The sequence below is a fragment of the Roseateles sp. DAIF2 genome (genome assembly GCF_015624425.1).
In the GTDB taxonomy this organism is placed as follows: Bacteria; Pseudomonadota; Gammaproteobacteria; order Burkholderiales; family Burkholderiaceae_C; genus Kinneretia.
The window spans coordinates 4,437,086-4,463,763 of the sequence record NZ_CP049919.1 but is presented as its reverse complement, the minus strand read 5'-3'; the positions used below and the strand labels follow the sequence as shown (position 1 = coordinate 4,463,763).

General features: G+C 71.1%; 23 protein-coding genes. 11 read left to right on the top strand and 12 right to left on the bottom strand.

Annotated features, from left to right (window positions below; genetic code table 11):
• Window positions 1-12: 12 nt before the first annotated feature.
• Window positions 13-1,389: a C13 family peptidase gene (locus G8A07_RS27730; RefSeq protein WP_249937075.1), complete on the top strand. Its 1,377-nt coding sequence runs from the start codon at window positions 13-15 to the stop codon at window positions 1,387-1,389.
• Here the strand turns inward: G8A07_RS27730 and G8A07_RS20530 are convergent.
• The 4 genes from G8A07_RS20530 to G8A07_RS20515 are packed head-to-tail and all read right to left on the bottom strand — an operon-like array spanning window position 1,378 to window position 5,032.
• Complete coding sequence (locus G8A07_RS20530) at window positions 1,378-2,460, bottom strand: ABC transporter substrate-binding protein (RefSeq protein WP_195793822.1); 1,083 nt, start codon at window positions 2,458-2,460, stop codon at window positions 1,378-1,380. The genes G8A07_RS27730 and G8A07_RS20530 overlap by 12 nt on opposite strands.
• Window positions 2,461-2,486: 26 nt before the next feature.
• Window positions 2,487-3,278 carry an ABC transporter ATP-binding protein gene (locus tag G8A07_RS20525; protein ID WP_195793821.1) on the bottom strand — a complete coding sequence of 264 codons (792 nt, stop codon included), beginning with the start codon at window positions 3,276-3,278 and terminating at the stop codon, window positions 2,487-2,489.
• Window positions 3,275-4,054 (bottom strand): ABC transporter permease, encoded by a 780-nt coding sequence (locus G8A07_RS20520; RefSeq protein WP_195793820.1) that lies wholly within the window; start codon window positions 4,052-4,054, stop codon window positions 3,275-3,277. Before G8A07_RS20520 ends, G8A07_RS20525 begins: the two co-directional genes overlap by 4 nt.
• A gap of 6 nt (window positions 4,055-4,060) precedes the next feature.
• Window positions 4,061-5,032, bottom strand: coding sequence for an ABC transporter substrate-binding protein (locus G8A07_RS20515; protein WP_213086179.1), 972 nt, complete (start codon window positions 5,030-5,032; stop codon window positions 4,061-4,063).
• A 225-nt stretch (window positions 5,033-5,257) separates the two neighbouring features.
• Here G8A07_RS20515 and G8A07_RS20510 point away from each other — a divergent pair, with 225 nt between their 5' ends.
• Window positions 5,258-7,204, top strand: a complete 1,947-nt coding sequence (locus tag G8A07_RS20510) for an ATP-binding protein (protein WP_195793819.1) — start codon at window positions 5,258-5,260, stop codon at window positions 7,202-7,204.
• Here the strand turns inward: G8A07_RS20510 and hutH are convergent.
• The 3 genes from hutH to hutU form a co-directional block, all read right to left on the bottom strand.
• Window positions 7,188-8,735: a histidine ammonia-lyase gene (hutH, locus tag G8A07_RS20505; RefSeq protein WP_195793818.1), complete on the bottom strand. Its 1,548-nt coding sequence runs from the start codon at window positions 8,733-8,735 to the stop codon at window positions 7,188-7,190. The genes G8A07_RS20510 and hutH overlap by 17 nt on opposite strands.
• Window positions 8,736-8,783: 48 nt before the next feature.
• Window positions 8,784-9,566 (bottom strand): ABC transporter substrate-binding protein, encoded by a 783-nt coding sequence (locus tag G8A07_RS20500; RefSeq protein ID WP_195793817.1) that lies wholly within the window; start codon window positions 9,564-9,566, stop codon window positions 8,784-8,786.
• Between the two features lie 107 nt (window positions 9,567-9,673).
• Window positions 9,674-11,386 (bottom strand): urocanate hydratase, encoded by a 1,713-nt coding sequence (gene hutU, locus G8A07_RS20495; protein WP_195793816.1) that lies wholly within the window; start codon window positions 11,384-11,386, stop codon window positions 9,674-9,676.
• An 87-nt stretch (window positions 11,387-11,473) separates the two neighbouring features.
• Here hutU and hutC point away from each other — a divergent pair, with 87 nt between their 5' ends.
• The 6 genes from hutC to G8A07_RS28180 all read left to right on the top strand — a co-directional run bounded on the left by hutC (window position 11,474) and on the right by G8A07_RS28180 (window position 17,929).
• On the top strand, window positions 11,474-12,196 hold the full coding sequence (gene hutC / locus G8A07_RS20490; RefSeq protein ID WP_195793815.1) for a histidine utilization repressor: 723 nt from the start codon (window positions 11,474-11,476) through the stop codon (window positions 12,194-12,196).
• Window positions 12,197-12,332: 136 nt separating this feature from the next.
• Entirely contained in the window at window positions 12,333-12,863 is a 531-nt protein-coding gene (locus G8A07_RS20485) for a HutD family protein (protein ID WP_195793814.1), read from the top strand.
• A gap of 7 nt (window positions 12,864-12,870) precedes the next feature.
• The gene (gene hutI / locus G8A07_RS20480; protein ID WP_195793813.1) at window positions 12,871-14,073 is read left to right on the top strand and encodes an imidazolonepropionase; all 1,203 of its coding nucleotides are present in this window, start codon (window positions 12,871-12,873) and stop codon (window positions 14,071-14,073) included.
• A complete protein-coding gene (gene hutG / locus G8A07_RS20475) occupies window positions 14,070-14,876 on the top strand; it encodes an N-formylglutamate deformylase (protein ID WP_195793812.1) in 807 nt (268 codons plus the stop codon). The genes hutI and hutG overlap by 4 nt, the downstream gene beginning before the upstream one ends.
• A complete protein-coding gene (gene hutF / locus G8A07_RS20470; RefSeq protein WP_195793811.1) occupies window positions 14,873-16,258 on the top strand; it encodes a formimidoylglutamate deiminase in 1,386 nt (461 codons plus the stop codon). The genes hutG and hutF overlap by 4 nt, the downstream gene beginning before the upstream one ends.
• Window positions 16,259-16,366: 108 nt before the next feature.
• Entirely contained in the window at window positions 16,367-17,929 is a 1,563-nt protein-coding gene (locus G8A07_RS28180; protein ID WP_195793810.1) for a methyl-accepting chemotaxis protein, read from the top strand.
• Window positions 17,930-17,936: 7 nt separating this feature from the next.
• Here the strand turns inward: G8A07_RS28180 and G8A07_RS20460 are convergent, their stop codons facing one another.
• Window positions 17,937-19,589, bottom strand: coding sequence for a diguanylate cyclase (locus G8A07_RS20460; protein WP_195793809.1), 1,653 nt, complete (start codon window positions 19,587-19,589; stop codon window positions 17,937-17,939).
• A 51-nt stretch (window positions 19,590-19,640) separates the two neighbouring features.
• Complete coding sequence (locus G8A07_RS20455; protein ID WP_195793808.1) at window positions 19,641-21,119, bottom strand: S10 family peptidase; 1,479 nt, start codon at window positions 21,117-21,119, stop codon at window positions 19,641-19,643.
• A 29-nt stretch (window positions 21,120-21,148) separates the two neighbouring features.
• On the opposite strand from G8A07_RS20455, the gene G8A07_RS20450 reads away from it, so the two are divergent.
• The 3 genes from G8A07_RS20450 (at window position 21,149) to G8A07_RS20440 (ending at window position 24,038) form a co-directional block, all read left to right on the top strand.
• Complete coding sequence (locus G8A07_RS20450) at window positions 21,149-21,985, top strand: DUF429 domain-containing protein (protein WP_195793807.1); 837 nt, start codon at window positions 21,149-21,151, stop codon at window positions 21,983-21,985.
• 105 nt (window positions 21,986-22,090) lie between these two features.
• On the top strand, window positions 22,091-23,068 hold the full coding sequence (locus G8A07_RS20445; protein ID WP_195793806.1) for a hypothetical protein: 978 nt from the start codon (window positions 22,091-22,093) through the stop codon (window positions 23,066-23,068).
• A gap of 67 nt (window positions 23,069-23,135) precedes the next feature.
• Window positions 23,136-24,038 carry a ketopantoate reductase family protein gene (locus G8A07_RS20440; protein WP_195793805.1) on the top strand — a complete coding sequence of 301 codons (903 nt, stop codon included), beginning with the start codon at window positions 23,136-23,138 and terminating at the stop codon, window positions 24,036-24,038.
• On the opposite strand, the gene G8A07_RS20435 is transcribed toward G8A07_RS20440, so the two are convergent.
• From G8A07_RS20435 to G8A07_RS20425, 3 genes are all read right to left on the bottom strand, one after another.
• Complete coding sequence (locus tag G8A07_RS20435) at window positions 24,032-24,565, bottom strand: spore coat U domain-containing protein (protein ID WP_195793804.1); 534 nt, start codon at window positions 24,563-24,565, stop codon at window positions 24,032-24,034. The genes G8A07_RS20440 and G8A07_RS20435 overlap by 7 nt on opposite strands.
• A gap of 236 nt (window positions 24,566-24,801) precedes the next feature.
• Window positions 24,802-25,734 carry an arginase gene (rocF, locus tag G8A07_RS20430; protein WP_195793803.1) on the bottom strand — a complete coding sequence of 311 codons (933 nt, stop codon included), beginning with the start codon at window positions 25,732-25,734 and terminating at the stop codon, window positions 24,802-24,804.
• Window position 25,735: 1 nt separating this feature from the next.
• Entirely contained in the window at window positions 25,736-26,638 is a 903-nt protein-coding gene (locus G8A07_RS20425; protein WP_249937074.1) for an LOG family protein, read from the bottom strand.
• Window positions 26,639-26,678 lie beyond the last annotated feature (40 nt).

The following is a 26,678-nucleotide window of genomic DNA, read 5'->3' as shown; positions in this document are numbered from 1 at the left end:
AGGGAGCGGACGATGAACGAGGACAGCGTAGCGGCCGGCACGGCCCGGGCCACCGGCCTGCTGACATGGTGGCGGCAGGGATGCCGGAGCGCCTTCTTCCTGCGGCCGGACTGGCGCGGCCTGCGGGCGACGCCCTGGGTCGTGGCGGCGTTGCTGCTGGCGCAGGCGCTGCTCGCGCTGCTGGCGGAGCGGCTCTATATCGACGGCCCGGCCCAGTTCTACTGGGCCGGCCTGCTGGGCGGCTGGCTGGGCACGGTGGTGCTGGCCTGGTGCTGCTGGTGGCTGGGTGGCGACCGGCCACGGCGCGGCGCCGATCTGTTCGCCCTGCTGCTGGCGCAGGGCCTGCTGTTGCTGCTGCTCAGCCAGCTGCTGCTGGTGCCGATCGTGCGCCTGGGCTGGCAGGGCCGGCTGGGCACATGGGGCTACTGGCTGCTGTGGTGGGGCCTGCTCGCCTGGTCGCTGGCCGCGCAGCTGCGCCTGCTCGCGCGCGGCGGCTTGACGCTCCGGCTCGGCCTGGCGGGCCTGCTGCTGGTCGGCGTGACCCTGGCGCAGACCTGGGGGCGGCCGACCCAGCATTGGTATGCCGTCGAGTCCGAGACCGCGGCGCCGACCCGGCTGCGCCTGACCCAGGACCTGCTCGAGCGCCAGGCCGGCCTGCTCGACGAGCGCCTGCGCGCGCTGCAGCCCGGGCAAGCCGGGCGGGTGGAGCTGTTCGCGCTGAGCTTCGCGCCCTATGGCAGCGAGGATGTGTTCATGCGCGAGAGCGCGCTGGTGGACGAGGTGATGCGCACGCGCTTCGGCGCCCAGGGCCGCAGCCTGCAGCTGGTCAACAACGTCGCCACCGCCGAGGCCTGGCCCTGGGCCACGCCGCAGAACCTGCGGCGCGCGATCCAGCGCGTCGCCGCGCTGATGAACCGCGAGGAGGACCTGCTGTTCATCCATCTCAGCTCGCATGGCGCGCGCGATGGCCAGCTTGCGGCCGCGTTGTGGCCGCTGGAGGTCGAGGCGGTGACGCCGCAGCAGCTGCGGCAATGGCTGGACGAGGCGGGCGTGCGGCACCGCATCCTCTCGATCTCGGCCTGCTATTCGGGCAGCTGGATCGAGCCGCTGGCGGACACGGGCAGCCTGGTGATGACGGCGGCCGATGCCGAGCACACCTCCTATGGCTGCGGCCGCGGCTCCGAGCTGACCTTCTTCGGTCGCGCCCTCTATGCCGAGCAGCTGCGCACAACCCGCTCCTTCGAGTCGGCCCATGCCGAGGCGCGCCGCGTCATCGAGCGGCGCGAGCAGGAGGCCGGCAAGAGCGACGGCTATTCCAACCCGCAGATCCGCGTCGGCGAGCGGGCGCGCCGGCAGCTGGCGCTGCTGGAGGCGAGCCTAGGGAAGTAGCAGCGGCCGGGTCTCGAAGCGGTAGCGGCCCAGCCCGGGGTTGAGTTTCTTGCTATAGGGCCGGAAGTCCAGCGCCGGCATGCCCGGCGCGAAGCGGGCCAGGTACTGGCGCGCCTCGGCCTGGCCGAACAGCATGAACATCGGGCGTTCCTGCTCCAGGCCTTCGGCGGCGAAGTCCAGGCCATGGTGGTGGTCGTAGAGCATCACCAGGGCCCAGGCGCCGGCGATGAAATGCCCGCCGACCACGGCGCTCAGCCGGCCCTCCTGCAGGGCCTGCAGCGCGGGCAGCGAGTTGTTGATCGCCGAGAACAGCAGCTCCTCGCGCCGGCCCTCGGGTTCCAGCGCCTGCATCGCGCCGAAGGCCATCTGGTCGCTGCCGGCCCAGATCAGGCGCGCCTGCGGATGGCGGCGCAGCAGCGGCGGGGTCAGCTCGGCCGCGCGCTCCAGGCGCCAGTCGGCGAAGACCTGTTCGTCCAGCTCGGCCCGCGCGGCCTGTTCCTTTAGCGCGCGGCGCAGACCCTCGTTGCGGCGGATCGAGACCGGGGTCGAGCGGTCGCCGGCGATCGCCAGCAGATGCAGCCGGCCGTCCGGGCCGGCCAGGCCGCGGCGCAGGCCCTCGTCGATCAGGGCCTTGGCGCTCAGGTAGCCGGCCTGCTCGGCATCGGGCTCCAGGCTGCCCAGCAGCAGCGGCAGGCCGCGGCGCGGCGCCCAGCGCCTGCGCTCCTGCGGCAGCAGCCCGCTGAAGGCGGCGAAGCTCTTGATGCCGGCCTCGCCGAGCACGCGCGCGTTCGGCACCAGGGTGCCTTTCTCGTTGACCAGCACCACATAGTCGGGGCGCTGGGCCGGCGGCCGCGCGGCGATCTGGCGCCCCAGGGCCAGGGCCTGCTCGGGGTCGCGCTCGGCGTACAGCACCTCCAGCTGGATGTTCAGGCTGCGCGCGGCGGCCTGCATCGCCTGGCTGGCACTGATCCAGTACAGCTCGTCGGATCGGCCCGGATTGATGAAACTGATGCTCAGGGCCTGGGCCGGACCGCACAGCCAGGTCAGCACCAGCACAAGGGCCAGGCGCATGCCGCCATTGTCGCCCGGCTTGGGGCTCAGGCCAGCGCGGCGGCCTGCACCTCGCTGCGCAATTGTTCCGTCAGTTCGCGTTTGAGCGCGGCGAACTCGGCCGTGGTCTTGACCGAGTAATGGCGCGGATGGGCAAAAGGCGAGGGCAGGTCGGTCTTGATGCGGCCCGGCCGCGCGCTCATCACGACCACGCGCGAGCCCATGAAGATGGCCTCGTCGATGTCATGCGTGACGAACAGCACGGTCTTGCGCTCCCGCTCCCAGATGGCCAGCAGCAGCTCCTGCATCAGCTCGCGGGTCTGGTGGTCCAGCGCGCCGAAGGGCTCGTCCATCAAGAGCATGCGCGGCTGGTTCGCCAGCGCGCGGGCCAGCGCGGTGCGCTGCTGCATGCCGCCGCTGAGCTGCTTGGGGTAATGGCCGGCGAACTTGGCCAGCCCCACCTTGGCGATGAAGTCCTGTGCGATCTCCAGCTGCTGCGCGCGCGGCAGGCCGCGCTCGCGCAGGCCGAAGGCCACGTTGTCCAGCACCGTCAGCCAGGGGAACAGGGTGTAGCTCTGGAACACCATGCCGCGGTCGGCGCCGGGGCGGTCGACCGCGCGGCCATCCAGCAGCACCTGGCCGCCGCTGGGCACATCGAGCCCGGCGACGATGCGCAGCAGGGTGCTCTTGCCGCAGCCCGAGGGGCCGAGGATGGTGACGAAGTCGTTCTCGGCCACCTCCAGGTCGGTGGCCTGCAGCGCCACGGTCTGCTGGCCGCCCTGGCCGGTGAAGGTGCGGGAGACGCCGCGGATCGAAAGAATGGAAGAAGCAGTAGTCATCGGCCGAGCTGTGCCCATGGAAAGAGCTTGCGGTTCAGCGCCTTGAAGGCGAAATCGCTGACCAGGCCGATCAGGCCGATCACGATGATGCCGAAGATGATCTGGTCGGTAGCCAAGAGGGCCTGGCTGTCGGTGATCATGTGGCCGATGCCGCTGGATGCACCGATCAGCTCGGCCACGATCACATAGGTCCAGGCCCAGCCCAGCACCATGCGCAGGATCTCCGCGATCTCCGGCGCGGCGCCGGGCAGCAGCACGCGGGTGATCAGCGTGCGGTCGCTGACGCCCAGGGTGTAGGCCGCCTCGACCAGGTCGCGCCGCTGGTTGCCGACCGCGACCGCGATCATCAGGGTCAGCTGGAAAAAGCTGCCGATGAAGATCACCGCCAGCTTCTGCGCCTCGCCGATGCCGGCCCAGAGGATCAAGAGCGGGATGAAGGCCGAGGCCGGCAGGTAGCGCGCGAAGGAGACGAAGGGTTCGAAGAAGGCCTCGACCGGCTTGTAGGTGCCCATCGCGACGCCCAGTGGCAGCGCCAGCGCGGCGGCGATCAGGAAGCCGCCGACGACGCGCCAGACCGTCATGCCGATGTCTTTGGCGAAGCCCATCTCGGTCAGCAGGGTCCAACCGGACCTGAGCATCGTCAACGGATCGGCCAGGAAGGTCTTGCTGACCAGGCCGCCGAAGGTGACGGCGGCCCAGAGCGCGGTGAAGACGACGAAGAAGGACAGGCCCAGGGCCGCGCGGGCCCGGGGCGTCACCGGGGTGAGAGGACGCATGCTGGCTTACTGGATGAAGCGCGTGTCGGCGAGTTTGGAAAGGTCGGGGATCGCCTTGATGATGCCCACCTCCAGCAGCAGCTCGGCCGCCTCCTTGCTGAACTGCGCATGCTCGCCGGCAAAGAACTTCTGGTTGGCGGCCTTGTCCTGCCAGCGCAGATAGGCCTGGCTCTTCTCGAAGGCCTCGCCGCTCTGCTTGACGTCGGCGCCCATGATCTCGAAGCTCTTCTTCGGATCGGCCTTGATCATCGCCAGCGCCTCGAAATAGCTGTCGGCCAGGGCCTTGGCGGCCTTGGGGTTCTCGGAGAGAAAACGGGGCGTGCAGCCGAAGGTGTCCATCACCATCGGATAGTCCAGGGTGGTCGCGATGATCTTGCCGGCCTCGGGCTTGGCGCGCACGCCGGACAGATAGGGCTCGTAGGTCATGCCGCCGTCCAGGTCGCCGGTGCCGGCGATAAAGGCATTGGCCGCAGCCTGCGGCTCCAGGTTCACCACCTTGACGTCCTTCACCGAGACGCCGTTCTTCTTCAGCATCCAGGCCAGGCCGAAATAGGGCGCGGTGCCGGGCGCGCTGGCGGCCACGGTCTTGCCCTTCAGGTCGGCGATCCTGGCGATGCCGGGCTTCACCACCAGGCCGTCGGCGCCGAAGCTCTTGTCGAGCTGGAAGATCTGCGTGGTCGCGACGCCGTTGGCGTTCCAGACGATCCAGGTCTCGACCGTGGTGGCCGCGCATTGCACATCGCCGGAGGCGATCGCCAGGTGGCGGTCCTTCTGCGGGATCTTCTTGATCGTGACATCCAGGCCGTTCTTCTTGAACAGGCCGGCCTCCTTGGCCAGGGTCAGCGGTGCGAAGCCGGTCCAGCCGGAGATACCGATACCGACCTTGGTTTCCTGGGCCTGGGCGCCGGCCTCCATCAGCGCGAGCACGAGCCCCAGCAGGGGGCGGGTTGAGAAAGGGGCCGGGCGCGAGGTCTTCATGGAGCGGACATCCTTGCAAGGGGGTAGGGGCGGCCGGACGGGGAGGGCCGGCTCGGGAGCAGCCATCATGGCCGCAGTCGCGGGGCTTGGCTCTCAGGGCTTCACCGGATCGGGGGGCATGAGGGGCGCGAGGGCTGCTGCACAATGCGCACAAGCCCAAGTCGACAACAACAGGGAGTTGGCCGATCTGCCCGCGCGCCGGGCAGCCGTCTCGGAGTGACTGGCATGGACCCTGAGCAGGCGGACGCCGGATGGCTGGATGCCCAGGTCGATGAGCTCTACACCCTGCTGGGTTGCCAGCAGGTGCAGCAGGGCGTGCAAGGGCTGGAGAGCCTGGAGCAGCGGCTGGGCGCGGATCTGCCGCGCCTGCGCTGCCTGCGGGCCTGGATCCAGCTGCGCCAGGCCCAGCCCATCGAGACGGCGCGGCTGGCCGAGCTGCTGGCGCTGGGCGAGAGCGGCGCCGCGGCCAGGGGGCTGCCGGCGAGCGAGCATCTGCTGCTGTCGGCCCAGGCCCTGCACCGCCAGGGCCTGAGCGTGCAGGCCGCGCGCGACGGGAGCGCGGCGCTGGCCGCCTTCGAGCAGCAGGGCCGCCGGCCGGCGATGTGCATTGCCGCCAACCAGATGCTGTCGCAGCTGATCGCGATCGGCGATCTGGTCGAGGTGGGGCGCCTGCTGCCGCTGCTGGAGCAGCGCATCGGTGGGCTGTTCGACTGGAGCGATACCCTGCTGGGCGTCGCCCATGCCTGCGTGGCCTATGGTCGGGCGGAGGCCGGCGACGAGGCGGCGCGGCGCGAGTGCATCGAGCGCTACCTGCGGCTCTACGAACATGCCGCGCGCCCCGGCCTGGGGATGCTGCGGCGTCTGGTCGGCACCAATCTGGCAATCAACTGCGCGATGGGCGGGGATCCGGAGCAAGCCCTGCGGGTGCTGGGCGAGCTGGAGGCCGAGGCCGATGAGGTGCCCTTGTCGCTGCTGAACCTGATGCTGGCCTGGTGCGCCTATGCGCAGGCGCGCATCGAGCTGCTGGGCGAGGCACCGCAGCGCGCGGCGCCGCATCTGAACCAGGCCCTGGCGCTGGAGCAGGACAGCCAGCGCTCGGCCAATCTGCGCATCAAGGTGCATGAGGCACTGGCCGAGCTGGCCTTCCGGGACGGCCGCGTGGCGGACGGGCGGCAGCAGATGCGCGAGCGCCAGGCGGTGCAGGAGCAGGTGATCGAGCAGATCCGCCAGCGCCACCAGTCCGGCCTGCAGGCCCTGCTGCGCGAGGCCGAGCTGTCGGCCGAGCTGCAGCATCGCAACCGGCAGCTGCAGGAGGCCAACGAGGAGATGGAGCGGCGGGTGCGCGAGCGCACCGCCGAGCTGGGCCGGGCCCGCGAGGCCCTGCTGCAGCATGAGCAGCGCCAGGCCATCAGCCGCCTGCTGATGGGCGTGGCGCATCAGCTCAACACGCCGCTGGGCAATGCGGCGCTGGGCGCGGGCGCGCTGGCCGGCCTGGCGCAGGGGCTGCGCGACAAGGCGCTGGGCCCGCTGCGGCGGCAGGAGCTGGTCGAGGGGCTGGAGCAGGCGGTGCAGGCGGCGGACGTGGTGGCCGCGGCGGTGCGCAGCTCGCATGCGCTGCTGGCCCGCTTTGCCGAGCTGGGCCTGCACGAGCGCCTGCATGAGAACCGGCGCGTCAATCTGGCCGCGCTGCTGCGCGAGCAGGCGCAGCAGGCGGCGCCGGAATGGGCCGGTGGCGGCGCCGGGCTGACCCTGGCGCTGGACGAGGACATCGAGTGGTGCGGCGCGGTCGAGGCGCTGGGCCATGTGGTCCAGCATCTGCTGCGCAATGCGCTGCGCCATGGCCACGAGGCGGGCGAGGCCACCCGCGGGTTCCTGCGGCTGCGGCGCGCGCTGCCGCAGCCGGGCCTGTGCATCGAGGTGGCCGATCAGGGGCCGGGCATGGACGAGGCGACCCGGGCCCAGGCCTTCACGCCGTTCGCGCGCCGCCTGCCCACCGAGGGCGGGCTGGGGCTGGCCCTGGTGCGCAATCTCGTCGAGGGCCTGATGCGCGGCAGCATCGAGCTGCTGCCGCAGCAGCCGCATGGCCTGCTGGTGCGCCTGACCCTGCCCGACGGCCGCGCGGGTCTGCCGGCCGCGACCGCAGCGGGCGCGCTGCTCAACCGAGGGCGTTGAGGCCGCCGTGCCGGCCGGCCAGGGCGGCCAGCTCGTCGCCATGTACCAGCGCGGTCGCGCGCTCGATGTCCGGTGCCAGGTAATGGTCCTGGGGCATCGGGGGGCAGACCTTGCGCAGCAGCGCATGCACCTGCTCCAGTGCCGAGGAGCTCTTCAGCGGGCGCAGGAACTCGATGCCCTGGGCCGCGGCCAGCAGCTCGATGCCGATGATGTGGGCGGTGTTGTCCAGCATCGGGCCCAGGCGGCGCGCGCCGAAGGTGGCCATCGAGACATGGTCCTCCTGGTTGGCGCTGGTCGGCAGGCTGTCGACGCTGGCCGGGTGCGCCAGGCTCTTGTTCTCGCTGGCCAGCGCCGCGGCGGTGACATGGGCGATCATGAAGCCCGAGTTCAGGCCGGCGTTCTCGGTCAGGAAGGGCGGCAGGCGCGAGACGCTGGCATCGATCAGCATCGCGATGCGGCGCTCGGCGATCGCGCCGACCTCGGCGATCGCGCAGGCCAGCGCATCGGCGGCCAGGGCCACCGGCTCGGCGTGGAAGTTGCCGCCCGAGACCATATAGGCCGTGCCGTCGGCGTTGGCGAACACCAGCGGGTTGTCGGTCACCGCATTGGCCTCGCGCAGCAGCACCTCACGCACATAGCGGGCCTGGTCCAGGCAGGCGCCCATCACCTGGGGCTGGCAGCGCAGGCAATAGGGATCCTGCACCCGGTCGTCGCCCTCGCGATGCGACTGGCGGATCTCGCTGCCGGCCAGGATCTGGCGGTAGGCCTGGGCGGCCTCGATCTGGCCGGGCTGGCCGCGCACCGCATGGATGCGGGCGTCGAAGGGGCCGTCGCTGCCGCGCGCGGCGTCCAGGCTCAGCGCGCCCGAGACGATGGCCGAGGCATAGACCTTCTCGAAGCGCAGCAGGCCTTCCAGCGCCAGCGCGGTCGAGGTCTGGGTGCCGTTGATCAGGGCCAGGCCTTCCTTGGCCTGCAGGGTCAGCGGCTTCAGGCCGGCCTTCTCCAGTTCGGGGCCGGCGGGCAAGCGCCGCCCATCGACCAGCATCTCGCCCTCGCCCATCAGGGCCAGGGTCATGTGGGCCAGCGGTGCCAGGTCGCCCGAGGCGCCGACCGAACCCTGCGCCGGCACATAGGGCGAGAGGCCGGCGTTGAAGACGTCCAGCAGGCATTGCACCACCTCCTCGCGCACGCCCGAGAAGCCGCGCGCCAGCGAGGCCGCCTTGGTGGCCAACATCAGGCGCACGACCGAGGGCTCCAGCGGCGCGCCGACGCCGACGCAATGCGAGCGGATCAGGTTGCGCTGCAGGGTGGCGAGCTCCTCCTTGCTGATGCGCTTGGAGGCCAGCTTGCCGAAGCCGGTGTTGACGCCGTAGACCGGCGCGTCGCCGGCGGCCGCGGCCTGCACGACGGCGGCGCTGCGGCGGATCGCCTCGGCGGCGCTGGCGTCCAGCGCCAGGCGCACGCCGCCGGCGCGGATCGCGCGCAGCTGGTCCAGGGTCAGATGGCCGGGGGTGAGGATCAGGTCGGTCATGGCTGCAAGATCAAAAAGGGTGGGGAAGGGGGAAAGAAGAAAAAGGAATCAAGGGCGGCGCGGTGCCAGCTCGCCGGGATCGAAGCGCTCCGGGCTGAGGGTCAGCGCCATGCTTTCGTAGAACTCGGTCAGGCGCTCCAGTTCGCCGCTGGCCTTGAGCCGCTGGATCGCCGCGGCGATGCGCGGCGCCAGCGCGCGGTGGCGCGGATGCAGGTAATGGAACAGCTCGTAGCGCGCCAGCTCGGGCGAGGCGCTGAGCTGCTCGCGCAGGCCCAGGCGCTCCAGCACATGGCGCGCGGCCAGGCCGCTGTCCAGCGCCAGATCGACCCGCTCGGCCTGCAGCATGCGGAACATCTGCTCGGAGTTCTGCGCCAGGGTCAGCGCCGGATGGCCGGGCGTCAGCTCGGGCACATAGGACAGGCCGCGGATCGCTGCCAGCTTGTAGCGCGCCAGGTCCGCGCGGCTGCCCACCTGCACCCGGCGCGAGGCGAGCGAGAAGGCCTGCACCTGGATGCGGTAGTAGGGCGGATCGATGCGCAGCAGGCGCGGGTTGCGCTGGCCATGGGCCTCGGTGCGGATCAGCTCGCCGTCCACCTCGCCGCTGAGCGCCAGCAGGCCGGCACGCGGCGCCGGCATCGGCTCCACCACCAGCTCCAGGCCGGCCAGGCGGTAGACCTCGGTCAGCAGCCGTGCCGCCACCCAGCTGACCGCATCCTTCTGCACCGCGGCGATGTGCAAAGGTGGCGGCGCGGGCTCGGTGGCGCGCGCCGGCAGGGCCAGTAGGCAGGCGGCCATCAGCAGGCCGCGGCGAACGGAGGCTTCTTGTCTCATGCCGATCCGGAGGGCGCTGCATCGGCGCCCGCTTGTCGAGATGAGCCATCCTAAGAGCCTGCCGCCGCGCTGCAAGTCGGAAAGTGAACGAGCGTGCGCTGCCCGCGTCAGCGAGCGCCGCCCTGTTGCATCGGCAGATGCAGGCCGCGCTCGCTGGCGCATTGCTGGGCGATCTCGTAGCCGGCGTCGGCATGGCGCATCACGCCGGTGCCAGGATCGTTGAACAGCACGCGCTCCAGGCGCTTGGCGGCCGCGTCCGTGCCGTCGGCGACGATGACCACGCCGCTGTGCTGGGAAAAGCCCATGCCCACGCCGCCGCCATGGTGCAGCGAGACCCAGGTGGCGCCGCCGGCGGTGTTCAGCAGCGCGTTCAGCAACGGCCAGTCGGAGACGGCGTCGGTGCCGTCCTTCATCGCCTCGGTCTCGCGGTTCGGGCTGGCGACCGAGCCGCAGTCCAGGTGGTCGCGGCCGATCACGATCGGCGCCTTCAGCTCGCCGGTGCGCACCATCTCGTTGAAGGCCAGGCCGGCCAGGTGACGCTGGCCCAGGCCCAGCCAGCAGATGCGCGCCGGCAGGCCCTGGAAGGCGATGCGCTCGGCCGCCATGTCCAGCCAGCGGTGCACGCGGGTTTCCTCGGGGAAGAGCTCCTTGATCTTGGCGTCGGTCTTGTAGATGTCCTCTGGGTCGCCGGAGAGCGCCACCCAGCGGAACGGGCCGCGGCCCTCGCAGAACTGCGGGCGCACATAGGCGGGCACAAAGCCGGGGAAGTCGAAGGCGTTCTTGACGCCCTGGTCCAGCGCGACCTGGCGGATGTTGTTGCCATAGTCGACGGTGGGCACGCCCATGGCCTGGAAGTCCAGCATTGCCTGCACATGCACGGCGCAGCCCTTGGCGGCGGCGTCCTTCAGCTTGGCGTGCTGGCTGGCATCGGCGGCGGCGGCCTTCCACTGCTCGACGCTCCAGCCGGCGGGCAGGTAGCCGTTGATCAGGTCATGAGCCGAGGTCTGGTCGGTCACGACATCGGGCTTGGGCGCGGTGCCGGCCTGCACGCGCTTGACCAGCTCGGGCAGGATCTCGGCGGCATTGCCCAAGAGGGCGATCGAGATCGCCTTCTTCTCGGCCGTGTACTTGCGGATGCGCGCGATCGCGTCGTCCAGATCGGCGGCCTGCTCGTCGACGTAACGGGTCTTCAGGCGGAAGTCGATGCTGGTCTGCTGGCATTCGATGTTCAGCGAGACGGCGCCGGCGAAGGTCGCGGCCAGCGGCTGGGCGCCGCCCATGCCGCCCAGGCCCGCGGTCAGCACCCAGCGGCCGGCCAGGCTGCCGCCGTAATGCTGGCGGCCGGCCTCGGCGAAGGTCTCATAGGTGCCCTGCACGATGCCCTGGGTGCCGATATAGATCCAGCTGCCGGCCGTCATCTGGCCGTACATCATCAGACCCTTGCGGTCCAGCTCGTTGAAATGCTCCCAGTTGGCCCAATGCGGCACCAGGTTGGAGTTGGCCAGCAGCACGCGCGGCGCATCGGCATGGGTCTTGAACACGCCGACCGGCTTGCCCGACTGCACCAGCAGGGTCTCGTCCTCGTTCAGGCCCTTCAGGGTCGCGAGGATGGCGTCGAAGCATTCCCAGTTGCGCGCCGCCTTGCCGATGCCGCCATAGACCACCAGCTCGGCCGGGTTCTCGGCCACCATCGGATCCAGGTTGTTTTGGATCATGCGGTAGGCGGCCTCGGTCAGCCAGCTCTTGCAGCTGAGCTGGGTACCGGTGGGGGCGCGGACGACGCGTGCGGTGGTCGGGGCGGGGCTGCTCATGTCGGGCATGTCGGTCTCCTGCGAAGGGCAAGCGGGGGATGGAATGATGCGGAATGTAGTTGTCTATACAAGTACAGTCAAGTACCATTCGATCCCATGCCACGACGATCTCCCGACGGCCCGGCGCCGCAATACCTGAAGGTCAAGAGCTTTCTGCGCGAGGGCATCGCCGCCGGCCGCTGGGTGCCCGGCGACCTGCTGCCCTCGGAGGCCGAGCTGGGCGCGCAGTTCGGGCTGAGCCGCATGACGGTGAATCGCGCGCTGCGCGAGCTGGCCCAGGAGGGCATGATCGAGCGGGTGCAGGGCGTCGGCACCTTTGTCGCGCAGATCCACCGCATCGCCTCCACCCTGACGGTGCGCGATGTGCATGAGGAGATCGCCGAACGCGGCCACGCGCATGAGGCTCGGGTCCATCTGCTGGAAAAGCTCAAGGCCACGGCCGAGCAGGCGGCCGAGTTCGGTTTGAAGGCCGGCGCGCCGCTGTTCCACAGCGTGATCGTGCATCTGGAGAACGGCGTCGCGATCCAGTGCGAGGACCGGCTGGTGAATCCGGCCTGCGCGCCCGACTACCTGGGCCTGGACTTCGCGACCGTGACGCCGACCCATTACCTGCTGGAGGTGGCCCCGCTGTCGGAGGCGCGCTATACCATCGAGGCGACGTCACCCAGCGAGCTGGAAGCCAAGCTGCTGGGCATTGCCCGGCGCGATCCCTGCCTGGTCGTCAAGCGCCTGACCTTCAGCCGCGGCATCGCGGTGACGGCGGTGCGCCTGACCCATCCAGGTTCCCGATACCTGCTCGAAGGAGGATTCCAAGCATGAGCTGGACGTCCCACCCCCTACCGGCTGCGCCGGCCCCCTCAAGGGGGCAGCGCCGGCCGCCCGGCAAAGCCGGATCGGCGCCGCTCGCTTGGGAATGCCGTCGGATCTGCCTTGGAGGACTGTCATGAGTTGGAGCGTGATTTCAGCCGAACAGGTGGCGCCGCAGCGCTGGAAGAACAACGGCGGCTGGACCCGCGAGCTGCTGGCCTGGCCGCATCCGGCGCAATGGGCGCTGCGGGTCAGCGTCGCGGACATCGAGGCGGACGGCCCGTTCTCCTCCTTCGAGGGCGTGCAGCGCTGGTTCGCGGTGCTGTCCGGCCGTGGCGTGCGGCTCTATGACTACGAGCTGCATCCGGAGAGCGAGATCCTCAGCTTCGACGGCGCGCTCGGCCCCGACTGCGAGCTGGTCGACGGCCCGACGCGGGACTTCAACCTGATGCACCGCCGCGCGCAGGGCCGGATGCGCGTCGTCGCGGCGGACCAGCCCTTCGAGGCGCAGGGCAGCCAATGGCTGGGCCTGTTCAGTGCGGGCGGCGGTCTCTTGAAGCATGGCGGCCGCGCGATGCCGCTGGCGCCGCAGAGTCTGGCCTGGTGCGAGCAGCCGGCCGCGCAGCCGCTGAGCTTCGCGGGCCCGGGCCAGGCCTGGTGGATGAGCTGGAGCGAGTGAGACATCGATGAGTGACAAGACCTTGTGGCGCGGCGCGCGCCTGGCCACCCTGGACGGCACCCAGCCCTGGGGCTGGGTCGAGCGTGGGGCGCTGATCACCGAGGGCGAGCGCATCGCCTGGGTGGGCCCCGAATCCGAACTGCCCGCCGGCCTGGCGCCGGCGGCCGAGCATGAGCTGGGCGGCGCGGTCGTGACGCCGGGCCTGATCGACTGCCATACCCATCTGGTCTACGGCGGCCAGCGGGCGCGCGAGTTCGAGCTGCGTCTGCATGGCGCCAGCTACGAAGAGATCGCCCGCGCCGGCGGCGGCATCCGCTCGACCGTGGCCGCGACCCGTGGCGCCGACGAAGCCGAGCTGCTGCGCCTGGCCCAGCGGCGCCTGGATGCGCTGCTGGCCGAGGGGGTGACGACCGTCGAGGTCAAGTCCGGCTATGGTCTGGACCTGGACAGCGAGGCCCGCTGCCTGCGCGCCGCGCGCGCGCTGCAGGGCGCCGAGGTGCGCACCAGCTATCTGGGCGCCCACGCGCTGCCGCCCGAGTTCCAGGGCCGGCAGGACGACTATGTCGAGGCCGTCTGCGCCTGGATGCCCCGGCTGCAGCGCGAGGGCCTGATCGATGCGGTCGATGCCTTCTGCGAGGGCATCGGCTTCACCCCGGCACAGACCCGGCGCGTGTTCGAGGCGGCCCGGGCCCTGGGCCTGCCGGTCAAGCTGCATGCCGAGCAGCTGTCGGACCAGGGCGGCACCCAGCTGGCCTGCGAGTACCGCGCGCTGTCCTGCGACCATCTGGAATACCTGAGCCCCGAGGGCGTGCGGGCGATGGCCGCCAGCGGCACGGTCGCGACCCTGCTGCCCGGCGCCTACTACTTCCTGCGCGAAACCAAGCTGCCGCCCGTCGGGCTGCTGCGCGAGGCCGGCGTGCCGATTGCGATCTCGACCGACCACAACCCCGGCACCTCGCCGACCCTGTCCCTGTTGCTGATGCTGAACATGGCCTGCACCCTGTTCCGGCTGACGCCGGAGGAGGCGCTGCGCGGCGTCACGGTCAACGCGGCGCGGGCCCTGGGCCTGACGGACCGCGGCCGGCTGCGGGCCGGGCAGCGCGCCGATTTCTGCGTCTGGGATGTCGAGCATCCCAATGAACTGTCCTACTACTTCGGCCGCAACCCGCTGCGTCAGCGCGTGTGGGGCGGCAAGGTGTTCCGAGCATGAGTGAAGTCGACGTTTTCAAGCTGCGCCAGGGCAGCCGCCCGCTGCTGATCAGCATGCCCCATGTGGGCACCGAGATCCCCGCCGACCAGCGCGCGCGCTACCAGCCGCGCGCCCTGGCGACCGAGGACACCGACTGGCATCTGGAGCGCCTGTACGGCGAGATCGCCGCCGAGCTGGGCGCCAGCCTGATCGTGCCGCGCTACTCGCGCTTCCTGATCGACCTGAACCGCCCGCCGGAGGACACGCCGATGTACCCCGGCGCGTCGAACACCGAGCTGTGCCCGACCCGCTTCTTCAGCGGCGACCCGATCTACCTGGACGGCCAGGCCCCCGATGCCGCCGAGAAGCTGCGCCGGCGCGAGGCCTACTGGCGCCCCTATCACGATGCCTTGCAGGCCGAGCTGGACCGGCTGAAGGCCCTGCACGGTTATGCGCTGCTGTTCGATGCGCACAGCATCAAGTCGGTGCTGCCCTGGCTGTTCGAGGGCAAGCTGCCCGACCTGAACCTCGGCACCGCCGAGGGCCGCAGCTGCGACGCCGCGATCACGCAGGGCCTGGGCGCGGTACTGGCCGCGCAGGGCGACTACACCCAGGTGGTCAACGGCCGCTTCAAGGGCGGCCACATCACCCGCCACTACGGCCGGCCGGATCTTGGGCAGCATGCGGTGCAGCTGGAGATGTGCTGGAGCTGCTATATGCACGAGGACGGCAGCTTCGCCTATGACGAGGCGCGCGCCGCGCGGGTGCAGCCGCTCCTGAGGCGCCTGCTGCAGGCCTATCTGGCCTGGAGGCCGGCGGCATGAGCGGCCAGGTGTTCTGGGCGCCCCAGGCCTGGCTGGACGGGCGCTGGCAGGCCGAGGTGCTGATGCAGGCCGATGCCCGCGGCCATTGGACGAGCTTCACGGTGGGCCGCCCGGCGCCGGAGGGCGTTGAGCGGCTGGCCGGCCCGGTGCTGCCCAGCCTGGTCGATGCGCACAGCCATGCCTTCCAGCGCGCCTTCGCCGGCCTGGCCGAGCGGCGCAAGGCGGGCGAGGACGATTTCTGGTCCTGGCGCGACCGCATGTACGGCCTGGCGCTGAAGGTCACGCCGGCGCAGCTGCGCGCGATCGCGGCCCAGCTCTATGTGGAGCTGCTGAAGGGCGGCTACACCCAGGTCTGCGAATTCCATTACCTGCAGCACCGCGAGGACGGCAGCGCCTATCCGGACGACGAGCTGGCGCTGAGCTGGGCCCTGGCCGACGCGGCGGACGAGGCGGGCCTGGGCCTGACCATGCTGCCGGTGCTGTATGCCCATGCCGGCTTCGCGCAGGCAGCGTTGCGGCCCGACCAGCGCCGCTTCGCGACCGATGCGGCCTGGGTCTGGCGCGCCGCGCAGCGCCTGAATGCCGCCGGCCGGCCGCTGCTGAACGCCGGCGTGGCCCTGCATTCGCTGCGCGCGGCCCACGCCCCGGACATCCGCGCGCTGCAGGCCCTGGTCGGCGAGACCGCGCTGCCCATCCATATCCACATCAGCGAGCAGCTGCAGGAGGTGCGCGACAGCCTGGCCGCGACGGGCCGGCGGCCGATGCAGTACCTCTGCGACGAGTTCGCGCCCGATGCGCGCTGGCACTTGGTGCATGCGACGCACAGCGAGCCGGCCGAGATCGCCGCGGTGGCGCGCGCCGGCGCCGGCGTCGTGATCTGCCCCGGCACCGAGGCGAACCTGGGCGACGGCCTGGCCGATCTGCCGGGCTGGCTGGGCGCCGGCGTGCCCTTGTCGCTGGGCTCGGACAGCCATGTGACGCGCGGCTGGATCGAGGAGCTGCGCTGGCTCGAGTATGGCCAGCGCCTGGGCCTGCGCCAGCGCAATGTGGCGGCCGATCCGCGAGGCGGCCAGCCCTCCAGCGCGGCGCGCCTGTTCGAGGCCAGCCTCGCCGGCAGTGCGGCGCCGGCCGGCCTGACCTCCTGGGGCCTGGCGCCCGGCGCGCGCGCCGACTTCCTGGTGCTCGACACCCGCGCCTCCGGCCTGCTGGGTGTGCCGCAGCCGGCGCTGCTGGACGCGCTGGTGTTCGCCAGCCAGGGCCAGGCCTTGCGCGACGTCTATGTGGCCGGCCGGGTGCGGCTGCGTCAAGGGCGCCACGCGGGCGAGGAGGCGATCGCGGATCGCTTCGCGGCGGTGATGGCGGAGCTGTCGACCGGCGCCTGAACGCGTGGCGCGCCGGCCGCGTACCCGTATCAGGGTGTTTCGGCCGGCGCGTCCGCCTGTTAGGCTCGCGGCAGGGAGTGTCTGACCATCTGCCTGCCGGAGGTTGTGATGTCGATTTGGACGCTACGCAATTACTCGATCCGGGCCCGTTTGTACGCGCTGGCGCTGCTGGCAATCGGGGCGATGCTGGCGATCGGCGGCGACGGGCTGTGGAGCCTGGCCAAGGCGCGCGGCACCTTCGAGCATTTCGTCGACAACGATGTCAGCGCGCTCAGCAAGCTGGCCGATGTGCGCGCTGGCGTCGGCAATCTGCGCCGCTACGAGAAGGACCTGCTGATCAACCTGAACGACAAGGCCGCGGTCGAGCGCTACCGCAAGGAATGGGACCAGAGCTACGAGCGCGTGGTCGCGGGCCTCGGCGCGATGGACAAGCTGGATCTGCCCGACTCGGTCAAGAAGTTCCCGGCCGAGATGATTCAGTCGCTGCAGGGGTACCGCAGCGGCTTCGCCGGCATCGCCGAGCGGGTGGCGCGCGGCGAGTTTGGCGACACCGCCAGCGCCAACCAGGCCACCGAGCCGATCAAGGCGCCGGTGCGCGCGCTGGACAAGTCGCTCGGCGAGCTGACCCAGGCGGTGGACCGCTACTCGGCCGCCGAGGTGGAGCGCATCGCGGCCGACGAGAAGGTGGTGCGGCGCAACCTGGTGCTGCTGATGGTGGTCGCGGTGCTGAGCATCGCGGTCTACACCCTGTTCAACATCCGCTCGATCCTGGCGCCGCTGTCCGACGCGGTGGCCAGCTCCGAGCGCATCGCGCAGCATGACCTGAGTCAGGCGGTGCAGGTGCAGGGCCAGGACGAGACCGCGGCGATGATGCGTGGTGTGCTGGCGATGCAGCGCTCGCTGTCCGGCGTGGTCAGCGGCGTGCGCGGCGCCACCGACAGCATCGCCACCGCCTCGCGCGAGGTGGCGGTCGGCAGCCAGGACCTGAGCCAGCGCACCGAGCAGACCGCGGCCAATCTGGAGCAAACGGCCTCGGCGATGGAGCAGCTGACCGCCAGCGTGACCCACAACGCCGACTCCGCGCGCCAGGCCAACCAGCTGGCGCTCAGCGCCGCCGAGGTGGCGCGGCGCGGCGGCGCGGTGGTCGGCGAGGTGGTCAACACGATGGGGCGCATCAGCGCCTCGTCGAGCAAGATCTCCGACATCATCGGCGTGATCGACGGCATCGCCTTCCAGACCAATATCCTGGCGCTGAACGCGGCGGTGGAGGCGGCGCGCGCCGGCGAGCAGGGCCGCGGCTTCGCGGTGGTGGCCGGCGAGGTGCGGACCCTGGCGCAGCGCAGTGCCGAGGCGGCCAAGGAGATCAAGGCCCTGATCACCGCCAGCGGCGAGAGCGTCGACAACGGGTCCCAGCTGGTGCAGCGCGCCGGCCAGACGATGCAGGAGATCATGAGCTCGATCGAGCGGGTCAGCGGCATCGTCGCCGAGATCAGCAATGCCACCAGCGAGCAGAGCAACGGCATCAGCCAGATCGGTCTGGCGATCGCGAACCTGGACCAGATGACGCAGCAGAACGCCGCGCTGGTCGAGGAGTCGGCCGCCGCGGCGCAGAGCCTGCAGCATCAGGCCGATGAGCTGGCCCGCTCGGTCGCGGTCTTCAAGCTGGCCTGAGCGCGCCTCAGGCCACGCAGACCCGGTCCCGGCCGCCGCGCTTGGCGCTGTAGAGCGCGCGGTCGGCGCGTTCCTGCAGCTGCCGCACCTCGCCCGGCGCCGGCCCGCCGGCCAGGCCGATGCTGACGCTGACCCGCAGGCTCGGCGCCAATGTGCTCCAGTCATGCGCACGCACCGCCAGGCGCAGCCGCTCGCAGATGTCCTGCGCCACCGGGCAGCTGGCGCCGACCAGCGCGATCAGGAATTCCTCGCCGCCGACCCGCGCCAGCAGGTCGGCGCTGCGCATCTTCAGGCGCAGCAGCTGGGCCAGCTGCTGCAGCACCAGGTCGCCGACGCCATGGCCGAACTCGTCGTTGATGGCCTTGAAGTGGTCGACGTCCAGCATCGCCAGGCAGACCGGCTTGTCGGCCAGGCGCGCGCCCTCCAGCAGCAGCGGCAGCGCGAACTCGGCATGGCGGCGGTTGTTCAGCCCGGTCAGCACGTCCTCATGGGCGGCGCGGTCCAGCGCCGCGGCTTGGTCGCGCAGCCGCACCTGCTCATGCTCCAGCTGGCGCGCACGTTCGCGTTCGCGGTGCGCGTCCTGCAGCGCATGCTCGGCGCGCGCATGGGCCTGCTCGACCTCCTGGCGGATCAGCATCACCTCGGTCTGCAGCGCCATCGTGTCGCGCGCCAGCTGGCGCTCCAGCTCGGCATGCTGTTCCAGATAGGCCAGGGCCTCGCGGTAGTCGCCGCGCGCCTTGTGGGTCTCGTAGAGCGCGTGGATCAGCTCCTGGCGCAGCTTGGGCGGCAGGCTGCGCCCGTCCATCAGCCCGCTCAGCAGGGCCAGCGCATCGTCGTAGCGGTGGCCGGCCTTCAGGATCAGCGCGCGCTGGGTGGTGGCCTGCAGCTCCAGGGTCAGGTAGCCCCGGTCGCGCGACAGCGCCTCGTACTCGTCGATCAGCGGCAGCGCCGCGCGATGGTCGTCGCGGCCCAGCAGGGCCTCGACCCGGTTGGACAGGGCCACCGCGACGCGGAAGGGGCTGGCCGATTCGCGCGCCAGCGCGGTAGCGCGCTCGGCCAGCTGCAGCGCCCGGCCGCGCGCCTCGGCCAGCGCCGCGGCATCGCCGGCGCGGCGCGCGTCGGCCAGGCGTGCCAGCCAGAAATAGCTCAGGTTGTTCAGGCAGGAGAACTGCAGCTCGGCGTCGCCCAGCGGCTCGGCCACCTCCAGCGCCTGCACCGTGGTGTCGCAGGCCTGGCCGGGGTTGTCGAGACCCGCATAGGCCACGCCCAGGCGGTTCAGCGCCCAGCCCTCCAGCCGCGCATCGCCGCTGCTGCGCGCCGCGGCCAGCGCGCGCAGCCCGCATTCCATCGCGTCGCGCCCCATCAGCAACTGGGCATAGACGAAGGACAGCGAGGTCAGCGCATCGGCCAGCACGCCGGCGTCGCCGAGCTGCTCGGCCAGCGCCACCGCCTCGCCGGCGCAGCGCACGCTGGCCTGGAACTGGCCCAGGCGCGGATGGTCATGCGCCTGCTGCGCCAGCGCGTGGGCGCGGCGGGCTTCCTCCTCGGGCGCGCAGGCGGCCAGCGCCTCGGCCCGCAGCCGGATCGCGTCGCGGTAGTCACCGCGGTCCGAGGCGCTCCGGGCGGCGGCGAGGCAGGTCTCGTAGGAGGATCGGCTCATCGGGCGATTTTTTCGCAGCGGCGGCCAGCTTCACCTGCGTCCGCGTGGGCGTCAAGCGCTTGTGCCGCGCACGAACTCGCGCAGCTCGGCCGCCATGCGCTCCAGCGAGGGCCGGTGGATGTACATCATGTGGCCGGCCTCGAAGTAGCTGACCCGCAGGCGCTGGCGCAGCGGCTCGCGCAGCCCCAGATGTGCCAGGGTGTAATCGCCCGCGGCATGCGGCGTGGCCAGGTCGTAATAGCCGCTGGCCACATAGACCCGCATCGCCGGGTTCGCCTGCAGCGCGCGGCGCAGGCTGTCGCCGACGCTGAGGTACTTGTTCTCGTGACCCTTCCAGGACCAGGTCTTCCACAGCGGCGCATGCACCAGATAGGCCTGGTCGCTGGTCCAGCCCAGGCGCTCGCGCAGCACCCGGTTGATGCCGGCCGCATAGGCGCCGACCAGGTTGTTCATGCCGGCGTCCTCCTCGGGGTGCTCGCCGGCGTCGTCGCGGTCCAGGCCGAGGAAGCGGCTGTCGAGCCGGCCGACGGTCTGGCCGCGCTCGCGCAGCAGCTCCTTGAAAAAGCGGAACTCGGTGGGCCGCAGGTCGCAGCGCAGCAGGTATTTGGCCGAGATCCCGGTCAGCGCGGCCATGCGCGCGGCGATCTCGCGCCGCGCCGCGTCGCCCAGGCGCGCGCCCTGCATCAGGGCCAGCCAGTAGTCGCCGTTGGCGAAGTCCTCGGCCTCGCGCACCAGCTGGGCCAGGCTCTTGTCCTGCTGGGCCGGCGCCAGGGCCCGGTGGTACCAGGCGGTGGCGGCGTAGGTGGGCAGGTAGAGCGGGTAGGGCAGCTCGTTGCCGGGATCGAAGGACAGGGTCTGGAAGTCCAGCGCCAGCGAGACCAGCATCAGCCCGTTCAGATGCACATCGTGCTTTTCCTGCAGATGGCGCGCCAGGCCGGCGGCGCGCGTGGTGCCGTAGCTCTCGCCGATCAGGTACTTGGGGCTGGCCCAGCGGATCCAGCGCGTCAGGTAGAGGCGGATGAACTCGCCCACCGCGTCCAGGTCGCGCTGATAGTCGTGGAACTCGGCGGCCTTCTCGCCGCTGGCCATGCGCGAATGGCCGGTGCCGACCGGGTCGATGAAGACCAGGTCGGCCTCGGCCAGCAGGCTGAACTCGTTCTCGCCCAGCGCATAGGGCGGCGTGCCGCAATGGCCCATCTCGTCGGTCAGCACGCGCTGCGGCCCGAGGATGCCCAGATGCAGCCAGACGCTGGACGAGCCCGGCCCGCCGTTGAAGCTGAAGCAGATCGGGCGCTCGCCGGCCGGCCGGTCCTTGGCCGCATAGGCGATGAAGAACACGCCGGCGCGCGTCTTCTCGCCCTTGTGCTTGCCGTCCTCCAGCTCCAGCTCGCGCAGCGGCAGGGTGCCGCAGGTGGCCACATAGTCGAGCCGGCGCCCGTCGGCCAGCTGCAGCTGGTGTTCGGTGACGACCAGGCGTTCGACGCAGGTCTCCTCGATCTTGGTCTCGACGGCTTTGTCGTCCTGGCTCATCTGGCATGCCTCCCCGATACAGTGCGTGCATGCACTCTAGCCCGAGCGAAACATTTCCCGACCTGCGGTTGATCGGCATTGACTTCAGCAGCGCGCCGACCCGCCGCAAGCCGATCACCGTGGCCCATGGCCGGCGCCGGGGCCAGGTCTTGCTGCTGGAGCGGCTGGAGGAACTGCCCGAGCTGGCCGGTTTCGAGGCCCTGCTGCAGCGGCCCGGCCCCTGGCTGGCGGGCTGCGACTTCCCCTTCGGGCTGCCGCGCGAGCTGGTGCTGGCGCTCGGCTGGCCGCAGCGCTGGGATGCGCTGATCGACCACTACGCCGGCCTGACGCGCGCGCAGATCCGCGACGAATTCGCCGCCTTCTGCGCCGCGCGGCCGGCTGGGGCCAAGTTCGCGCACCGCGCCTGCGACGGCCCGGCCGGCGCCTCGCCCTCGATGAAATGGGTCAACCCGCCGGTGGCTTACATGCTGCATGCCGGCGCGCCGCGCCTGCTGGCGGCCGGCGTGCATCTGCCGGGTTTGCACGAAGGTGACCCGCAGCGCGTCGCGCTGGAGGCCTATCCGGGCCTGCTGGCGCGCGAGCTGATCGGGCGGCGCAGCTACAAGAGCGACGACCGGGCCAAGCAGGACGAGGCCCGGCTGATCGCGCGCAAGGACCTGGTGGAAGGCCTGGAGCAGGGCCGCAGCCGCCTGGGCCTGCGCCTGAAGCTCAGCCACGCGCAGCGCGACGCGCTGGTGGCCGATGCCGCAGGCGACCGGCTCGATGCGGTGCTGTGCCTGCTGCAGGCCGGCTGGGCGGCGGGCCAGGAGGGGCATGGCCTGCCGGCGACGCTGGACCCGATCGAGGGCTGGATCGTCAGCGCCTGACACAAACGCAAACAAGGATGAAGCCGTGGCCGCCAACCCGGGTCGGCCCGGCGGCGTTGCGCCTGCATCGATCCGGCAAGTAGGGAGGCTGATTTGGGATCCGTGATGAAACGATGGGCGATGCTGCTGGTGGCGGCGCTGAGCTTCATGGCCGGCCCGGTCCAGGCCGGGCGCGACTGGGGCGACGAGGGCGACTACCGCATCCTGCATGCGCGCTACGGCACCGCCCGACACCATGTCGACGTCACCGAACGCCTGCGCGAGCTGGCCCGGCGCGACCAGCGCGTGCGCCTGGGCAATGGGCTGTTCGGGGTCGATCCCGACCCCGGGCGGCGCAAGTCGCTGCGCATCTATGCCACCGGGCCGGACGGCGAGCGCGGCATCTTCGAATATGCCGAGTACGCCTATCTGGACGGCGGCCGTTTCAGCGGCTGGCGGCGCGGCGACTGGGGCGGCCGGCCCTCGGGCTGGCGGCCCGACTGGCAGGGCGGCTGGTCCGACGAGGACGACGAGCACAAGCCCGGTCCCGACGACGGTGACGATGCGGGCCGCTACCGCATCCTGAAGGCCACCTATGGCACGGCGCAGCGCAGCGTCGACGTCAGCGAGCGCCTGCGTGAACTGGCGCGCGGCGATGGCCGTTTCCGGGTCGGCAATGCGCTCTTCGGGCAGGACCCGGATCCGGGCCAGCTCAAGACCCTGCGCATCACGGCGCGCGAACCCGATGGCGACTCGCGCGTGTTCGAGTACCGCGAGGGCGAGCAGGTCGATGGCGCCCGCTTCGTCGGCTGGCGGCGCGGCGACTGGGGTGGCGGGATCGACCCCACCGAGCCGGCGCGGCCCGGCCGTCTGCTGATCATCAGCGCGCGTTACGGCGAGAGCGGCGCCAACAGCGTGGACATCAGCGAGCGGCTGCGCGAGCGGATCTGGCGCAACCGCCTGCAGGTGCGGGTGGACAACGCGCTGGCGGGCACCGACCCGGCGCCGGGGCGGCGCAAGACCCTGAGCCTGGCCTATGCCTTCGAGGGCGGGGAGATCCGCCATGTCCGCATCGACGAGCAGGAGCAGCTGAGCCTGCCCTGATTTCCGGACCTCCGGCACGGCGGGCGCCGGCATGCGAGACTGCCGGCGAACCGGAAGGAGGTTCCAGATGAAGGTCGCAGTGATGGGTGCGGGCGCGGTGGGCTGCTATTACGGCGGCATGCTGGCGCGGGCGGGGCATGAGGTGGTGCTGATCGGCCGGCCGGCCCATGTCGAGGCGGTGCGGCGCGAGGGGCTGCGCCTGCAGACCCAGCGCTTCGACGAGCGCCTGGCGCTGGCCGCCAGCACCGAGGCCGCGGCGGCGGCCGGCGCGGAGTTGCTGCTGTTCTGCGTCAAGTCCACCGACACCGAGGCCGCCGCGGCCCAGCTTCGGCCGCATCTGGCGCCGGGCGCGCTGCTGCTGAGCCTGCAGAACGGGGTCGACAACGCGGACCGCCTGCGCGCCGCGCTGCCGGGGCAGCCGGTGTCGGCCGCGGTGGTCTATGTGGCGACCGAGATGGCCGGCCCGGGCCATCTGAAGCACCATGGCCGCGGCGAGCTGGTGGTCGAGCCGGTGGCCGCGGGCGTGGCGCCGCTGCTGGCCGCGGCCGGCGTGCCGACCGAGGTTTCCGACAATGTGCGTGGTGCCCTCTGGGCCAAGCTGATCCTGAATTGCGCCTACAACGCACTCTCGGCGCTGGCGCGCCTGCCCTATGGCGAGCTGGTGCAGCGCGCCGGGGTCGATGCGGTGATGCAGGATCTGGTGGCCGAATGCCTGGCGGTGGCGCGTGCCGAGGGCGTCGACGTACCGGGCGAGCCGCTGAGCGCGGTGCGCGGTCTGGCGCGCACGATGCCGGGCCAGTATTCCTCCACCGCGCAGGACCTGATGCGCGGCAAGCCGACCGAGATCGACCATCTGAACGGCCTGGTGCTGCGGCGCGGCGCGGCGCTGGGCGTGCCGACGCCGGCCAACCGCGTGCTGCACACGCTGGTCAAACTGGCCGAGCAGGCAGGTGGCTCAGCAGCTCAGTAGCTGACCGTGACGGTGACGGTGTCGCTGTAGTTGCCCGGCACGGCGCCGGCCAGCGAGGGCAGGCGGCCGTAGATCGTCACGCTCTGGGCGTTGCCGGTGCCGGTGCCGCTGTAGGCGTTGGCGCCATCGCCCCAGACCTTGCTGCGGCCGGCGTCCAGGTAGAGCTGGTAGGGCAGGGCGGCGCTGCCGTTGCTGTGCTTCAGCGTGCGGGCGCCGAAGTTGGCACCGCCGCCAGCGTTGACGCCGGCATTCAGGGCCAGGGTGTAGGGCGTGGTGTTGGTGCAGACCACGGCCAGCGCGGCGCTGGCATCGACCGGGCCGCTGGCCAGCAGCGGGTCGACGCTGCCGCCGAAGCTCAGCGCGGTGCCGGAGACGGTGCAGGAGACCAGGATGGTGGCGCCGACCTGGAAGCTGGTGGCCTGGGCGGCGGAAGCGGCGGCCAGCCCGAGCAGGGTTCCCAGAACAAGGCGGTGCAGTGCGGTACGGGCGACCCGGATCGGGTCAGGAGTCAGGCAGGAACGGGTCATGAAAGGCTCGGTGCCATCGTCTCGCATCTCGCGGGCGGTGCACGCAGCGGCCAATGGCATTGCCGTCGCGGAGCCTCTGTCTGCATGTCGGTGTCCCCATTGTGTGAGGCCATCGCATGGCGGTTTCCCTGTGTCGGACGCTATTGGACATCAGGGCGGGCTTGTCCGCGCGTGATGGACCGCACAAGCGGGGCACCCTCTTTGGTGGGGAGCCCCTAAACCGGTGGCCCGGGAGCCTACTTCCGCATCAGGGTTGATTTGCCAAACAAGGACTCGATCAGGTCCACCGCCAGCACCGCGGTCTTGTTGCGCACGTCCAGCGCCGGGTTCAGCTCCATCACGTCCAGCGAGGCCAGCCGGCCGGTGTCGGCGATCATCTCCATGCACAGCTGCGCCTCGCGGTAGGTCGGGCCGCCGGGGATGGTGGTGCCGACGCCGGGGGCGATCTCGGGGTCGAGGAAGTCGACGTCGAAGCTGACATGCAGATGGGTGTTGGCGTCCAAGGTGGCCAGGGCCAGCTCCATCGTGTGGCGCATGCCCATCTCGTCGATGTAGCGCATGTCGAAGACCTCGAGCTCCTGCTCATGCACCAGGCGCTTCTCGCCCTCGTCGACGCTGCGGATGCCGATCTGGCGGATCCACTTCGGGTTGACCGCGGGCACATGGCCGCCGATCTCGACCAGCTCCTTGGGGCCCAGGCCGCACAGGCAGGCCACCGGCATGCCGTGGATATTGCCGCTGGGGGTCAGCTGGCTGGTGTTGAAGTCGGCATGGGCGTCCAGCCACAGCACGCGCAGCTTCTTGCCGGTCTCGCGGCAATGGCGCGCCACCGCCGAGATCGAGCCCAGGCCCAGGCAATGGTCGCCGCCCAGCAGGATCGGCATGCGGCCCTGCTGCAGCTCGGCATGCACCGCCTGATGCACCGCGCGGTTCCAGGCCACCACCTCGTCCAGGTGGCGGTAGCCGTCGACCGGCGGCAACCAGGGATTGGCCGGGCCGGCCAGGTTGCCGCGGTCCAGCACCTCGACCCCGCGCGCCTGCAGCGCCTCGCCGAGGCCGGCCACGCGCAGGGCCTCCGGGCCCATGCTGGCGCCGCGGGCGCCGGCGCCGATGTCGGTGGGCGCGCCGATCAGGGAGACGGCGCGATGGGCGGTGCTGCTGCTGGTCATGTCATTTGTCCTTGCGGGTCAGGCCGGCCTGGGCTTGCTCGTATTCGCGTTCGAGCAGGGCCCAGGCCTCTTCGGCACTCTCGACGAAATGGAACAGCTGCTCGTCGCCGGGGCTGATCATGCCGGTCTCGATCAGCAGTTCGAAATTGATCAGACGGGTCCAGAACTCGCGCCCGAACAGCAGGATCGGGCGGCGCCGGCATTTGCCGGTCTGAATCAGGGTCATGGTCTCGAACAGCTCGTCCAGGGTGCCGAAGCCGCCCGGGAAGCACACCAGCGCGACCGATCGCATCAGGAAATGCATCTTGCGCAGGCCGAAATAGTGGAACTGGAAGCACAACTCCGGCGTGATGTAGGGGTTCGGGTGCTGTTCGTGCGGCAGCACGATGTTCAGGCCGATGCTCTTACCGCCGGCCTCATGGGCGCCGCGGTTGCCGGCCTCCATGATGCCGGGGCCGCCGCCGGTGACCACATAAAGCGGCTCGGCCCGCTCGGCCGAGGCCCGGGTGACGATGGCGGCGAAGCGGCGCGCCTCCTCGTAGTAGCGGCTCATGCTGAGCTGGACCTCGGCGCGCTTGATCGCGGCTGGGTCCTGGCTCTGCTGGGCCAGCGCCAGCCCGGCGCGCGCCTTGTCCTCCGAGGGGATGCGGGCGCTGCCGAAGATCACCACGGTGGCCTTGATATCCTGCTCCTGCTGGACCATCTCCGGCTTCAGCAGCTCCAGTTGCATGCGCACCGGGCGCAGCTCCTCGCGCAGCAGGAAGTCGGTGTCGGTGAAGGCCAGGCGATAGGCGCTTTCCGGGCCGTCGTATTTGCCCAGCGGCTCCGCCTCGGCCTGGACCTGGGCGGATTCCTTGGCGGTCGGGAAGTTGCGGGTAAGGGGCTGTTGGCGCTTGAACATCATCAGGGGCCCGCGGTTCGGGCGGGCGTCGAGAAGAGGGCCG